Origin of the sequence: Mycobacterium genavense ATCC 51234 (genome assembly GCF_000526915.1) — a bacterium.
Classification (GTDB): domain Bacteria; phylum Actinomycetota; class Actinomycetes; order Mycobacteriales; family Mycobacteriaceae; genus Mycobacterium; species Mycobacterium genavense.
This window is the reverse complement of record NZ_JAGZ01000003.1, coordinates 1-14,505: the sequence shown is the minus strand read 5'-3', so window position 1 is coordinate 14,505 and position 14,505 is coordinate 1. Positions and strand designations below refer to the sequence as shown.

Here is a 14,505-nt window from a genome sequence, read left to right as displayed (position 1 = left end):
TGATTCTTGGCGGCGACCGAATGTTGCGCAAGGGCCGGTCGGCGTCGTGACCGCCGTGGACTCGCCGGAAAAGGCGCTCTTAATCTCGACAACCCAGTCCTTTCTGCAGAAGGAAGCGCCTTTCTGCAGAAGGAAGCGCCGCTGAGCCGCGTCCGCGAACTGCACGCCGCGGGGGCCTCCTTCGACCCGGCCTGGTGGCGGCGCGCCGCGGAACTCGGCTGGACGGGACTGCTGGTTCCGGAGGAGCTAGGCGGCGGCAGCGTCTCGGAGAACGGCCTCGCGGATCTGGCCACGGTTGCCGAGTTACTCGGCAAAACCGTCGCTCCCGGGCCGTTGTACCCGGTCAGCGTCGTGCTCACCGCGCTCGCCGAATCCGCCGAGGCGCGGGCGCACGCGGGCGTCATCGAGTCGCTGATCTCTGGCGAAACAGTGGCGTCGTGGGCGGTCGCCGAACCGGGTCGCGGCTGGGACCCGCTGCACCCGGCGGTGACGGCCACCGCGACCGCCGCCGGCTATCGCATTGACGGCATCAAGGACCGCGTCGAGGCCGGCGCCCAGAGCGGGCTGCTGCTCGTGGTGGCGCGCTGCGGCGCCGACGTCCGCCAGTTCCTGGTACCGACGGACGCCCCGGGCGTGCGGGTCGAGCCCCAGCAGTCGGTGGATCTGGTCAAGCAGTACGCGCGCGTGCATTTCGACGGGGTGGTGGTGGACTCGTCCGCGGCCATCGGCAGCGCGGCCGAGACCGCCGCGCTGATCGACCGGCAGAGCCAGATCGCCCAGGTGCTGCAGTGCGCCGAGGTGGTCGGCGTCGTGCAAACGGTGTTCGACTTCACCGTCGGTCGGGCGCTGGACCGGCACACCTTCGGCCGCCCGCTGGCGTCCTACCACGCTCAAACACGGCTTCGCCGACATGAAGCTGTGGCTGGAAGCGTGCCGCGCCACCACCGCCGCGGCGGTTGCCGACGTCGCCGACCGCGCACCGACCGCGGGCCTGTCGGCCAGCATCGCCAAGTCCTACGTTTCGGAGATGGCGGGGCGAATCGTGCAAGGTTGTGTGCAGATGCATGGCGGCATCGGCGTCACCTGGGAACACGACCTGCACCTCTATCTCAGGCGAGTCACGTTGTACCGCTCCATGTTCGGCACGCCGGAAGAACACAACTTGCGCGTCTATGACTGGGAGTGTTCCGCGAAATGACGCCGACGGAATCCGTTGCCGAGTTCGCCGCCCGTGCCCGAGCGTGGCTGGCGGACAACATGCCGCCCATCGACCCCGATTCGCCGCCGCCCGCGCCGCGCGACGACGAGGACGCCTGGAAGCGGGCCCGGGAACTGCAAAAGCGGCTGTATGAAGGTGGATCGCCGGCATCTGCTTTCCCCGCGAATACGGCGGCCTGGGTCTGGATTACGCCTATCAAAAGGCGTTCGACGATGAGTCGCTGCGCTACGAGATGCCGTGATCCTCAACGTGCCGACGTTCACCATCTGCTGTGCCACGCTGCTCGACACCGGTAGCGAGGAGCAGAAGAAACAGCACATCGCCGCGGCGCTGCGCGGGGACGAGGTGTTGGTGCAACTGCTGAGCGAACCCAGCGGCGGCTCGGATTTGGCCGGCGTCATCACCCGTGCCGAACGGCGCGGTGACCGCTGGGTGATCAACGGCGCCAAGACCTGGAGCACCAGTGCGTTCGCCGCCGATTACGGCTTGTGCCTCACGTTGCGCCGCATCACGATGCTCAGTGGGTCGACGGAGTTTTGCGAGGAATTCTTCGACGGCGTGGACGTCGGCGACGACGCCGTGATGGGGGAGGTCAACGGCGGCTGGGCGGTGGCCTCGCGACAGCTGTATCACGAGCGCCGGGCCGTCGGCCAGGGTTCGGAGTTCGCCAGCGGCAGCGGCAGCGAGGGCGGCAACGCCAATCCCGTTGACTACGTTGCCCTGTTACAGAAGACCGGTCAGGCCGACAACGAACGCGTGCGGGAGTTGGCCGGGCGGGCACTGGTGCATCGCGCGGTCGCCGACCAGCTGGTCGACCACGTGTCCCGCTATGTCCGCGACGGGGTGCTGCCCCCGTCGGCTGGCACCCTGATCAGGTTGTTCCACGCCGAGGCCGTGCAAACCGACGTCGACACCGCACTGGCGATCGCGGGAGCCGACGGCGTGGTCGGCGAGATCGGCGCCGGACTGGACACCGGACTGCGGTACCTGGTGCGGCAGAGTGTGGCCATCGGCGGCGGCACAACGGAGATGGCCCGCAACGTGATCGGGGAGCGGGTGCTGGGCTTTCCGCGCGAATACGCCGCCGACCGGGGGCCGCCGTTCAACCAGGTGCGGCACGGCAAGAACTAGTCTTGCGCAAAGACGTTCTCGCTATCGCCACTGCTGACCGGGATGTGGACCATCGACAGGATGTGATGCGCCGGGCTTCCCGGCGGGGCGATCAACGTGCATTCGCCGCCCTGACGCAGCGCCCGGTCCCGGGCGGCCGCCAGCGCGCTCACACCGGCGGACCCCAGGTGGGTGACGGCGCTCAGGTCGATCGTCAAAGGCGCTATGCCCGAACGGCTTTCGACCGCGATCAGGCGATCCAGGGTGGTCGCGGTGTTGGAGTCGACGTCGCCGCTGACCACGATGTGGCCGGCCTCGCGAACGGTTGAGGAGAATTCGTTGTCGACGGCGCGGCGGTAGCTTGCGCGGCCGACGATCGTGTCGGTGACGAAATGGCCGGTCGTGTCAGTCGGTGCGTCACGCTGGCCGTGGTCCCGGTGTCGCTGCGGGTGATGAGGACCTGGGAAACCAATGCCTCTGCCATCGCGAGCCCTCGGCCACGGCCCTGTTCGCCTTCACGATGATCCTTCCACTGTCCGCGGTCGATCACCGAGGCATGCAGGTTGCCGTCGTCGGACAGCGCTGCCTCGACGACGGCACCGTCGGAAACCTCGGTGCGATAACCATGTTCGACGGCGTTCTCGACGAACTCGGAGATCGCGTGTACGACGTCGGAGATGTCGTCGGCGTCGGCGCCGAGTTCCGAGAGCCAGCCGCGCAGCCGGGAACGCACGGTGCGTGCGGCGTGGATCGTCGCGTCCAGCGTCATGTGCAGCGGCGCGGGGGGAGTGCGGCGCTGCACGGCAAGCAACGTGACGTCGTCGTTGTAACCGGTTGACCGGAGCAGCAATTCGAGTGTCTCCGAACAGATGCGGTCGATGGTCCGCGTCGGGGCATCGATCACGAACCCGCCGGCGCCGGCGGCGATGTTGGCGGCAAGGTCGGCGATTCGGCGGTGCTGGCGCCCAGCGGACGTCCGGGACGCTCGATCAGACCGTCCGAATAGAGCAAGATCGAGTCGCCGATGTCGAGCATTTCGCTGCGCACGCCGAACCCGGCGCGGCTGCCGAGCGGACCCGCGCCGGAAGGCTCCACGTAGCGCGCGGTCGCGGCGGCCGTCACCATCAGCGGCAGTGGGTGGCCTGCGGTGCAGTACTGGAATTCGCCGGTGGCGTAGTCGAGCGAGCCGACGCACAACGTCGCCGACTTCGATCCCGGCACGTGCTCATGGAAGCGGTCGACTGCCTCGAGCGCCTCGGTGATGGTGTGGCCCTGCGCTATCTGCATGCGCAGCGCGGTACGCAATTGCGACATGACCGCCGCGGCCTCGACGCCGTGGCCGACGACGTCGCCGACGATGAGCACCAACCGAATCCCCGACGGGTATCGCGTCAAACCAGTCGCCGCCGGCCGCGGTGTCCTCGGTGGCGACGAGGTACTGCGCGTTGATGTCGGCACCGGGGACCACGGGTACCGACGAGGCCAGCAGCGCTTGCTGCATGACGATGGCGGAATCGCGGACGTTGCGGTAACGCTCGGAGAGTTCCTCGATGCGCGCCTCGGCGGCCAGTCGCGCCTGCACGCGGTCGGTGACGTCGTCGAAGATGATCTGCACACCCTCGATTTCTCGCCCTTGCGACGGCGCGGGGTGACCAGGAAGTCGAAGTAGCGCTCCTCGAGTCCCGTTCCTTCGAAGTCGGCCTGTAGCCGCCACTCGGTCCCGGATTGCGGCTCGCCGGTCTGATAGACCCGGTCGAGCATCTGGAAGATTTGCTGGCTTTCCAACTCGGGATAGACCTCGCGGGCCAGCATGCGCACCGGATTCAACGCCGGGTTCAGCGCGCGGTAGGCGGCGTTGGCCGCGACAAAGCGGTGTTCGGGCCCCTGCAGCCCGATCAGCATCGCGGGGACCTTCTCGAAGATGCGGCGCACGTCGTCAGCCGCACCAACAATCTTGTCCCAGTCCTTTTCGGCCACCATATGGCCGTCCCTCCTGAGCCTCCCTGCGGGCCTTATATGGACCTGTGTGGACCGAGAATGCGCGTGTCTATTCGACACACGCAAGTAATTAGATTAGCAATGGCGCCCGGGTGCCTCGTGCATCAGGTTGCTAACGGTCCGTGACCTTCGGCACACGCAGTCAGGCCACCGTGGTGGCAAGCGCGGCGTCAATCGTCGGATGCAGCGGCAACACCCTGTCGAGATGGCACGCCTGGACCACCCGGGCGACACCGGGATCGCAGCTGACCAGCCGCAATGCGACGCCGCGGGCGCGGCACCGCTCGGCCTCGGTGGCCAGCATGGCGAACGCACAGCAACCCATGAATTCGAGGCCGTTGATGTCAACGATGAACGGGCCCGGCGGGGTCGCGACCGCGGCCGCTTCCTCGACGAGCCGTCGCCAGGTGTGCTCGTTGGCTGCATCGACCTCGCCGCCGGCGCGGATGATCACGACCGCGCCACTGCGCTGGGTCGCCGCCCGCAAGGTGCTATGTGGATTCCCGAGCTCAGAAACCAGCCGAGGGCTCAGCGTCACTCTGGTCACTGACGACTCAACCGAAGCCAGGTTCATCGTGCGCTCCTAACGGGTCACCTCAATGGGACCGTGCGGGATGCCGGGAGGCGACATCCGTGTTCGGAGGGAAGATTCTTTTCTATAGCAAGTCCGCAGGCCGCGTCTATAGTCGCGCCGGTGACCAGGACATATAACAGCGCCCGTCGCCGTGCGACAGGTAGTGGCGAGTCGCTCGGAGGCGGGCGGTGCCTACGGTCGGATCAGGCGTTCACCGGCTTCTTCGCCGGCGCGGAGACCTTCATCAGCTTCATCAACTCGCCGCCCATGATCTTGGCCTTGTCCTCGTCGCTGAAGTCGGAGAGCTCGTCGACGAAGCTGATCGGGTTCTTCAGGCCCTCGGGGTGCGGCCAGTCGGAGCCGAAGACCACCCGGTCGGTGCCGACCATGTTGACGATCTCGGTGAACCGGTCCTCCCAGAACGGGCTGACATAGACGCAGCGCTTGAACGTCTCGATCGGGTCCTCGGCGAATGCCTGCGGCATCTTCTTGTACACACCCTTGAGGCCCTTGAACAGGGTCGGCACCCAGTCGGCGCCGTTTTCGATGGACAGGATCCGCAGGTCCGGGTTGCGGGTCAGCGCGCCGTGGCAGATCAGCGCGCCAAACGCGTCCTCGATGGGGCGGTGGCCCATGGCCAGGCTGCGGAAGGCGGGCGGCTTGAACGGCAGGAACTCGTCGACGGGCTCCCAGATGTTGAGCAGCTCGGAGTAGCCGCTGTCGGAGGCGTGCATCGAGACCGGGATCTCGGCGGCCACACAGGCCTGCCAGAACGGGTCGAACTCCTCCAGGCTGAACGACCGGCTGCCGCGGTAGCCGGGCACCGGCGCCGGGCGGACCAGCACGGTGCGGGCGCCGCGCTCCAGGCACCACTGCAGTTCCTCGAGCGCGCGGTCGACGATCGGCAGGGTGATGACCGGGGTTGCGAAGATGCGGTCCTGATAGTTGAACGACCACTGCTCGTGCATCCACTGGTTGAGCGCGTGGATGACGTCGTGGGTCATCTCCGGGTCGTCCTTCATGCGCTCCTCGACCAGGCTGGTCAGCGTCGGGAACATCAGCGCGTAGTCGATGCCGAGCTCGTCCATCACTTCGAGGCGGGCGGCGGGCTCACGGAACGCGGGGATGGCCTTCATCGGCTCGCCGCGGATCTCGCGGTAGCTCTTGCCCTGCGAGCCGTGGCGGAAGTACTCCTCCTGGGCGCCCGGACGGGCCACCACCTCGAAGGTGGGGTTGGGGATGTACTCGCTGATGTGGCCGCGCACCACGATCTTGGTGCGGCCGCGCACCCGAACGTAGTCGATGACGTTCTTCCGCTTCACCGGCAGGAACTTGGTCAGCGCTTCCTGGGGCTCGTACATGTGGTTGTCAGCGTCGAATACGGGGAACGGAAGCTCGCGAGACGGCATGGCGACCTCCTTGAGGGCTGGATTCTCTTCAGGTGGTAATGACGTTACCACTCTTGCGCAACTACGTGTACCGGCGTCAGGTGTCGGCCCGGGGAGCCTTGGGTGTCGCGCCGTTGATGATGGCGAAGTTCACCGGCGCCGTCGCGGCGACCTCGTCGTCACCGTCGCCGTAGATGTCGACCTGCATGACCATCGCCCGCTGGCCGGCGCGCAGCATCCGGGGCACCGCGAACGCCGCGCCCAGGCGGATCGGGCGCAGGTAGCGGACGAACAGATCCGCGGTCGTCATCGTGGTGCCCGGCTGCAGGAAATCGAGGCCGTACTGGCCGCCCGCGACGTCGACGAGGGTGGCGATCAGGCCGCCCTGCAGCGCCCCGGAAGTGTTGACCACGTGCGGACTCACCGGCATCGTCATCGCGAATTCGCCATTGCGCGAACCCGCGCGCATGCCGATCGCGGCGAACAACTCCGCCAGGGACGGCGTGGTCGTGTCGTCGTCGGTGTCCCGGATGCCCAGCGCGCGGCTGCAGAAGTCGTACAGCTGGCCGGTGTCGACCGGTGTTCCGTTCAATTCGGCGCCCAGCCAATGCAATCGCTGTGCGCCCATCATCGTCTGCATGACGATGGCTGCCGACGCACCGACATCTAGGGCGGGGTTGAACACCCCCTCGGTGATGCCCTGGCCGACGATGTCGCGGATCAGTTGATACAGCGGGGACAGCACGCGGGCGTATTCGCGGGGTCGCGTATCGGCCAGATGCTGGTTGTAGAGGCCGAGCGCCCGGTTCAGGCTGTCTTGGGTGCTCGATTCCGGTTGTTGGCTGATGCGGTCGATCACCAGCTTCAGCGCGGACGTGCTGTCCAGGCCGGTGGCCTCGGTGCGCCAGGTCAGCACGGATTGCGAAATGGTCCGGTCGAACAGCGCGAGCAGCAGTTCGTCCTTGCTGCTGAAGTGTTGGTAGAAGGCCCGTAACGAGGTCTTGGAGCGGGCGACGACCTCCTGCACGGTGAAGTCGGTGCGTCCAGTCTCGCCCAGGATCTCCACGGCCGTCTTGATGAAGCGGTCGCCGCGGGTCACTTCGGCGTCGTCGCTGGGGGCGGTCATGTGCGCTATGTCCCCTTCCGTCGCGCATGCGTGCGCTACGAGAATGAGGTTACCGTGCGGACCGGCGTGCCGTCAGAGGTCGGCCGGGGTCGAGGCGGCCGGGTCGTTTCGGGAGCGGACCCAGCGCTATTCGGCGGTGACGATCTCGGCTTCGATCTCGGTGTCGGGTTCCGCTTGGGGCGTCCGCTTCTGCAGTTTGCTGGCGAGCAGGGCGACACCGCCGGCCGCAAGCAGAATGGGCCATTCGACGACGGCGATCAGGCCGACCGTCGCGGCGATGACGGCCGTCCGGGGGCGGATGCTTCCCTCTCGCATACCGGTGCGAATGTCCCGTGTTGTAACTACGACGCCCTCCGCGACCGCGGTCCCGATCTGGCTAACCGTCGAAACCGTTTGGTCGGCAACCGAGTTCGCCGATTTGGTGGCTCGTTCGATGAGCGTCACTGTGCCCTCCCAAGATTCGAATTGTTGTGCGTGTGGCCAATAAATTGTTGTGCGTGTGGCCAATAATTTGTCGTCCGTTTGCTTTTCGGATTCTCTAATTCGCGTTGTTGGATCCTCTGAGTCCTTACGGTGTAGCACGCATGTACTACTTCGACGAATCTGCTGCGTGAATCTGCGATGTCAAAACTAACTGTGACGAGAGGACGTAAAAGCACAATTATGGTCATCGAGCCGGTCGTCTCGGGGCTTCGTATGGTGGTCGCAGGCGGCGCAGCCGCGGCAGCTGAGTTGCTAGGCGGAGAACGTCCCCGCCGCCGCTGGTCCGGCAATGGCCGGGGCTGGATCGAGCTGCGCATGCCCGAGGGGGCCGACTCGTCCGAGTACGAAACCGTCCTGGAAAGGACGATCGGCAGCACCACCGGCGTTGCGCGCACCCAGGTGAATTGGCCGCTTTCCCGCCTGATCGTCGACATCGATGAAAACGGGCCCAGCGTCAATGATTTGGCGCTGATGGTGGAGGCGATCGAGCGGGCGTTCACCGAGCGGTCCGATCGAAGCGGGCCATCCGACGAGTTCACGGCGCCGACTCCCGCCCGGCCGCCGGAGTTCGACATTCCCGGAGATGGCGCGGAGGTCGTCAACCGGATGGGACTGCTTGGGGCCAAGGCAGTGTCGCTGGGTGTGACCGCGTTCTTGCAAGTCACGCGGATGCCGCGGTTGCCGCGCGCCTTCGCCGCCGCGACGACGTTTGCCGAGGCGCAGCCCGATGTGCGCCGGGTGTTCGAGCGGGCGCTCGGGCGGGGACGTGCCGACGCACTGCTTGCGTTGGGCACCGCCGTCACCCAATCCCTCGGCCACACCCCGTCGGTGATCGCCGCCGACATGTGCCTTCGGAGCCTGCGCCTCATAGAGGCGCTGTCCGCGGTGGAAGCCTGGAACGAACACGAACCCAACCTGGCGCTCAACGCCGAATGCGAGCCGCACCCGGAAATACGGCGGCCCCACCCGGTGCCGGACACCGCGTCGGAGAACTACGCCCGCGCAGCAACCGCGGCGGGCTTGGCCGGCGCCATCGCCCTGTCCGTCAGCGGCGGCGCGATGCTCGCCAGCGAGGCGGTCATCGTCGCCGCACCGCGGGCGCTCAACTACGCCCGGGAGTCGTTCGCCACCACGTTCTGCGCCGGTTTGAGCCGCCACCACAACACGCCTGGTGATGCGACCCGACGCGATCCGGCGCCTCGACGGAATCGACGTGCTGATCATCGAGCCCGCGGTGCTGATCGGTGAGACGCTGCGGGTCGCCGAGATCCGCGGCGTCGACGGCGAACTCCGCACCAAGGTGTGGCAGTGCGCCCAAACGGATATCAACGACGGCCTGCTCGGCGCCGGAGTCCACACCGGTTGCTCGCTGTCACCCGCGCACCAGCTGCCGGAACTGGATGACCTCGAGGTCGTGGTGGCGCGCACCGCGGATCCGTACGCCGAACCGCTGATGGCAGCGGCGCGCGCCGCCGATCTCAGACTGATATCGGTGGATGAGGCCGATACCGGGCACCTGCGCGGGACGTTCGACGAGCTGCTGCCCGTCGACGACGACGGCGTGGATGTGACGATCTTCGGCGCGGTTCGGCAACTGCAGGCCGACGGCAAGATCGTCGCCGTGGTCGGGCGTGACCTTCGGCTCGCGTTCGCCGCCGCGGACCTGGCGCTGGGGGTCTGGCCCGCCGGCCGGGCGGCGCCCGCGTGGACGGCCGACGTCCTGATCCCGAATCTGAAGGTTGCGTGCCGGATCATCGACGCCATCCCGGCGGCCAAGTCGGCCGCGCGGCGAGGTGTCGAGTTAGCTGCTGCTGGAACCCTTTTGGGCTCGCTGACGCTGTTGCCGGGGGTGCGGGCCGCGGGCGTACGCCCGAGCATCGCGGCCGCCGCCATCGCGCTGATCCCCGGGTACGTGATCGGGCGGGGGGTGGCCAGGCAGCCCGATCCGGCCGCTGCCACCGACACCGAATGGCATGCGCTGGACACCGATCAGGCCCAGGAACAGGTTCGGGTGCTGTGGCCCGAGCTCGCCGACTCCGCCGGCTCCGTCGCGGCGGTGGCGCAGTTGCCGAAGACCCAGATGCAGGCGCTGGCCGCCAAATTCGCCGACAGCGGCAGGGATGTCGTCGACGCGATGTGGCACGAGATGCAGGATCCGCTCACCCCGATCCTTGCCACCGGGGCGATGGCGAGCGCGCTCGTCGGTTCGCCGATGGACGGTGTGCTGGTCGGGATCGTGCTGGTGGGCAGCGCCGCGATCGCCGCGGCACAGCGCCTGAGCTCGGAGCGCCAGCTGAACCGGATGCTCAGCGCCCAGACGCCGCCCACGCGCATCGCCACAGGCCCCGACCAGTTCGACCCGATACCCACCGAGCAACTACGGCCGGGCACCATCATCGAGGTCCGGGCCGGCGAGCTGGTCCCCGCCGACGCCCGGGTGCTGAGCGCGGTGGCCGTCGAGGTGGACGAATCGTCGTTGACCGGTGAGTCGTTGCCGGTCACCAAAAACCCCGCACCGACGCCGGGCCGTCCGCTCGCGGAACGGGCCTGCATGATCTACGAGGGCTCCACCGTGCTCAGCGGGGTGTGCCGCGCGGTGGTCGTCGCGGTGGGCGATACGACCGCCGCGGGTCGGGCCATGGCGCTGGCCCCCCGTCGGCGCGACGAGGTCGGGCTGCATGCGCAGCTGGCCTCGGTGACGGCGAAGGTGTTGCCCTGGACTCTGACCGGTGGTGTGGGCGTGATCGCCACCGCGCTGCTGCGGGGATCGGGCATCCGGGAGGCCGTCACCAGCGGTGTGTACTGCGCGGTCGCCGCGGTGCCGGAAGGCCTGCCGTTGGTGGCGACGCTGGCCCAGCGCGAGGCGGCCAGGCGACTGACCGAGCGCAATGTTCTGGTCCGGGCGCCGCGGTCGGTCGAGACGCTGGGTCGTGTCGAGGTGGTGTGTTTCGACAAGACCGGGACGCTCAGCGAAAACCGGCTGGTGGTGACAAATGTGTCCGCGCAGCCAGGTTTCGACGAGGACGTGATTCTCGAACGTGCGGCGCTGGCGACCCCGGTGGCGATCACCGAACACGCTCCGCTGCAGGCCACGGATGCCGCGGTGGTCAACCGGGCCGGCAGCCAGCCAAAGCGTGACCGCGAGTTGCCGTTTCGTGCCGGCCGGGCCTACGCGGCCGGGCTGGACGGCGACACCCTGGCGGTCAAGGGCGGACCGGAAATCGTCCTCTCGGCGTGCGTCGAGGGTCAAGACGACGACCTTCGCGAGGAGCTGTTGGAGCACGTGCACAGCATGGCGACGCAGGGCCTTCGGGTGATCGCGGTCGCCGACAAGACACTGACCGACGACGAGCTCGACATCGCGCAGGAGAAGAGCCTGGAACCGTTGTGCCGCAACGGGCTTCGCCTGCTCGGCTTCCTCGGGATCACCGACACACCGCGGCCGGACGCACGCGATCTGCTGCTCGGGTTGGCCAAACGGGACATCGGCGTGCGGGTGATCACCGGTGACCACCCGGCCACCGCCCGCGCCATCGCCCACGAGATCGGGCTCGACGTTCCCGAGGACTGCATCATCACCGGAGCGCGCTGGGAGCGGTTGTCGATCGCCGAGCGTGCCGAGGTCGTCAAGACGAACGTGATCTACGCGCGGATGTCGCCCGAGCAGAAGGTCCAAATCGTCCAGCAGATCAGCAATTCCGGGGTCGTGACCGCGATGGTGGGCGACGGCGCCAACGACGCCGCGGCCATCCGTGCCGCGGCCGTGGGCGTGGGCGTGTCCTCGCACGGCAGCGACCCGGCCCGCGGCGCCGCGGACGTGGTGTTGACCGAGGGGCGCGTCGGAAGCCTCTTGGAGGCGATCGAAGAAGGCCACCGGCTGTGGCAGCAGGCGCAGGCCGCGGTCGGAATGTTGTTGGGCGGCAACGCCGGTGAAGTGGCCTTCAACATGTACGGGACGATGGTCCGGGGCACGGCGCCGCTGACGGCCAGGCAGATCCTGCTGGTGAACATCCTTACCGATGTGTTCCCCACGACGGCCGTTGCGGTCAGCGCGGTGCGCAACATGCGGCCGCCGTCCGAGCGCGGGATCAACATGGACGACCTGATGGAGACGGTCGCCAACCGCGGTGCCGCCACCACGATCGGAGCGAGCACCTCGTGGAGCCTGGCTACTTTCACCCGCGCCGCCCCGCAGCGTGCGGTGACGATCGGTCTGGTGGGCCTGGTCACCACGCAGCTCGGGCAGACGTTGCTGGATTCACGCGATCCGCTCGTGGTCGGCACTGTCGTCGGGACCTTCGTCGCGATGGGCGCCCTGATCACTACTCCGGGCCTGAGCCAGCTCGTCGGTTGCATGCCGCTGGGTCCGCTGGGGTGGATCGAAGGGGTTGTCCCCGCCGTGGCCCTGACCGTGCTCACGGCCGCCAAGCCGGACCTGTTGATCCGAATGGCGTCGATGATCGGCAAACGCGTCTCCAAGTACGGCGGCGAGGCCGACAACGTTTTGAACAACATGGTGGGGTCACTCACCGCGTGGGCCCAGGAAATCCCCGGCATGGATAGCGGCAACGGCGCCAAGGGTGATCGGGCACCCCAACTGGAACTCACACCCGCCGGTTAACCGACTACAACGGAGAGTGACTGACATGACCACGCTGGACGAAGAGCAAAACAGCACGGCCACAACTGATTCCGACTCGGACAAGCTGCATGACGAGCTGCATGACGAGCTTCACGACGAACTGCATGACGAGTTGCACGACGAGTTGCACGACGAACTCCACGAGGAACTGCACGAAGAGCTGCAGGAAGAGCTGCGGTCGGGAACGACTTTCGCAGAACGGTGGGCCGCCTACGCCGAAGCGCACCCCAACTCCAAGCGCGCCCGGACCCTGCGAACTTTGCGGGAGCTGGAATCACGGGCGATCGAGTTGCCGATCATCGGAAAGTTCCACCGGCCCGACAAGCACGACATCGTCTATGTCGCGGGACTGGCCGCGCTGCTGGCATTTGGAGCCGTCGAACTCCCGATCGCTATCGTGGTGCTGGGCGGGCACGTGTTGGTGAAGCAGCACTCCAGCCGCTCCCTGGCGGCCGTCGGCGAAGTCTTGGAAGACTGCTTCGGTCACCACGCTTAGAAGGGTGGGGGTTCGTCGTCGGGTGGGTGGCTCGGTGTGGTGAGTTGTGTTGGGGGTGGGCTGGTTGGTGTGGTTGGTGTGCTTGGCGTGTTGCGTGGTTTCGGCGTCGTTCGGCGGCGATGTAGTCCGATGTAGTCGTAGCGGCGTCGGGTGCGGGTGCGGCGGCGTCGGGGCATCATGGCGGTGCGGTCGGTGCAGGGGTGGGGCGGGTCTGGTGTGGTGATTTCACCGGTGGGGGCGCATAGGGCTGGGAATAGTAGGGCGGCGCCGGGGGCGGTGATGTGGGTGCGCCCGGCCGGGGAGGTCCAGATGATGGTGCCGTCGGGTAGTTGTCGGTCGTGCCATCCCCAGAAGGTTTTGATCAGGTGGTGCAGTCGGCATAGGCATTTGATGTTCGCCGCGCAGGTGGGGCCGCCGTGGGCGTAGGGGATGGTGTGGTCGAGGTCGGTGTCGATGGCGGGGCGGTCGCAGCCGGGGAATCGGCAGGTCAGGTCGCGGCAGCGGACGAAGTCGGCCAGCGCGGGTGTGGGGGTGTAGTGGGGTTCGGCTGGTGCGTTGCCGGGGTGGACCAGTGGTCGCAGGGTGGCCTGTGCGGCCAGTTGGGCGATCAGTTCGGCGGGGATGAGTACGTCGGTGCCGATCAGTGCGCCGGGTGCGGGGGCGCTGCCATCGAGGGTGGATTGGGTGGCCACGACGTGGATGAGTACCGGGCTGGGTGCTGTGGTGGTGGCGGCGGGGCAGGTGGGTTGTCCGCAGCGACACAGCAGCCGGTCGGCGTCGGTGGCCAGTGCGGCCATCGCGTCGGCGCGGCGCTGGGCCAGCGTGCGCGGATCGGCCGGACACACCGACTGGGCTAGGGCGGTTAGGCGGGCGTCGACGAGGTGGGTGTTAGGGCTTTGTAGGCGGCCGAAGATCTCGCTGAGCCCGTTGCCGCTGTCGTGGAAGGACACCTCGCGGTCGGCCTGCTGTTGTCGGGTGCGCCGGAGCGCGTCACGGTCAGTGGTCGCGACGACGCGATCGACCGCCGCACCCAGTTGGGCGCGGGTCATCGAGGGCCAGTGACGCACCTTGGCCGCCAGGTGGGCGTCGACGGTGGCCATGGCCTCGGGGTCGGTGATCAAGTCGGTGCGGTACACGATCGTCTGAAACGTCGCCTAACTGATGTCGCCGGCCAGCAACAGCGCACCGATGCGTGGCAGCCGCATGCGCAGCGCGCGGGCATAGTTCAGATAACTCGACGCCAACCCCTGGCTGATATCCAGGGCGGCGGCGATCTCGGCGGAGATGGCCGCCCAGGTATCGGCCACCCAGGACTCTCGTTCCCCCCACTGGCGCAGCCGCAGCACGTCGAGCTCACCGATCGCCGTCAACCGCGCCCCGGCCGCCCGGTTCTCCGCCAGCGCCGCCGCCCACATCCGCTCCACCACCGCCGCATCGGCATCCCCCGTCGAACACGTGTTCGATTATAG

The 14,505-nt window shown here is 67.6% G+C and carries 7 protein-coding genes and 4 pseudogenes; 5 read left to right on the top strand and 6 right to left on the bottom strand.

Going from position 1 to position 14,505, the window contains the following annotated elements; translation table 11 throughout:
- Positions 1-46: 46 nt before the first annotated feature.
- Both T428_RS26460 and T428_RS26455 read left to right on the top strand, forming a co-directional pair.
- A pseudogene (locus tag T428_RS26460) lies at positions 47-1,198 on the top strand (acyl-CoA dehydrogenase family protein).
- Positions 1,195-2,350: pseudogene (locus tag T428_RS26455) on the top strand (acyl-CoA dehydrogenase family protein). The pseudogenes T428_RS26460 and T428_RS26455 overlap by 4 nt, the downstream one beginning before the upstream one ends.
- On the opposite strand, the pseudogene T428_RS26450 reads toward T428_RS26455, so the two are convergent.
- The 5 genes and pseudogenes from T428_RS26450 to T428_RS26445 all read right to left on the bottom strand — a co-directional run bounded on the left by T428_RS26450 (position 2,347) and on the right by T428_RS26445 (position 7,859).
- Positions 2,347-4,309, bottom strand: a pseudogene (locus tag T428_RS26450) (SpoIIE family protein phosphatase). The pseudogenes T428_RS26455 and T428_RS26450 sit on opposite strands and share 4 nt — an antisense overlap.
- Before the next feature lie 160 nt (positions 4,310-4,469).
- On the bottom strand, positions 4,470-4,901 hold the full coding sequence (locus T428_RS0107785) for an anti-sigma factor antagonist (protein WP_025736031.1): 432 nt from the start codon (positions 4,899-4,901) through the stop codon (positions 4,470-4,472).
- Positions 4,902-5,104: 203 nt separating this feature from the next.
- Positions 5,105-6,310 (bottom strand): amidohydrolase family protein, encoded by a 1,206-nt coding sequence (locus T428_RS0107780; RefSeq protein ID WP_025736030.1) that lies wholly within the window; start codon positions 6,308-6,310, stop codon positions 5,105-5,107.
- 76 nt (positions 6,311-6,386) lie between these two features.
- Complete coding sequence (locus T428_RS0107775; protein WP_025736029.1) at positions 6,387-7,415, bottom strand: hotdog fold thioesterase; 1,029 nt, start codon at positions 7,413-7,415, stop codon at positions 6,387-6,389.
- Positions 7,416-7,541: 126 nt separating this feature from the next.
- Positions 7,542-7,859 carry a hypothetical protein gene (locus T428_RS26445; RefSeq protein ID WP_025736028.1) on the bottom strand — a complete coding sequence of 106 codons (318 nt, stop codon included), beginning with the start codon at positions 7,857-7,859 and terminating at the stop codon, positions 7,542-7,544.
- A gap of 354 nt (positions 7,860-8,213) precedes the next feature.
- Here T428_RS26445 and T428_RS30980 point away from each other — a divergent pair, with 354 nt between their 5' ends.
- The 3 genes from T428_RS30980 to T428_RS30975 are packed head-to-tail and all read left to right on the top strand — an operon-like array spanning position 8,214 to position 13,036.
- Complete coding sequence (locus T428_RS30980) at positions 8,214-9,146, top strand: hypothetical protein (RefSeq protein WP_156942893.1); 933 nt, start codon at positions 8,214-8,216, stop codon at positions 9,144-9,146.
- Complete coding sequence (locus T428_RS26440) at positions 9,073-12,519, top strand: cation-translocating P-type ATPase (protein WP_051465159.1); 3,447 nt, start codon at positions 9,073-9,075, stop codon at positions 12,517-12,519. Before T428_RS30980 ends, T428_RS26440 begins: the two co-directional genes overlap by 74 nt.
- A 25-nt stretch (positions 12,520-12,544) precedes the next feature.
- A complete protein-coding gene (locus T428_RS30975) occupies positions 12,545-13,036 on the top strand; it encodes a hypothetical protein (RefSeq protein ID WP_025736027.1) in 492 nt (163 codons plus the stop codon).
- Here T428_RS30975 and T428_RS26430 read toward each other — a convergent pair.
- A pseudogene (locus T428_RS26430) lies at positions 13,033-14,451 on the bottom strand (HNH endonuclease signature motif containing protein). The gene T428_RS30975 and the pseudogene T428_RS26430 sit on opposite strands and share 4 nt — an antisense overlap.
- Between the last annotated feature and the right edge of the window lie 54 nt (positions 14,452-14,505).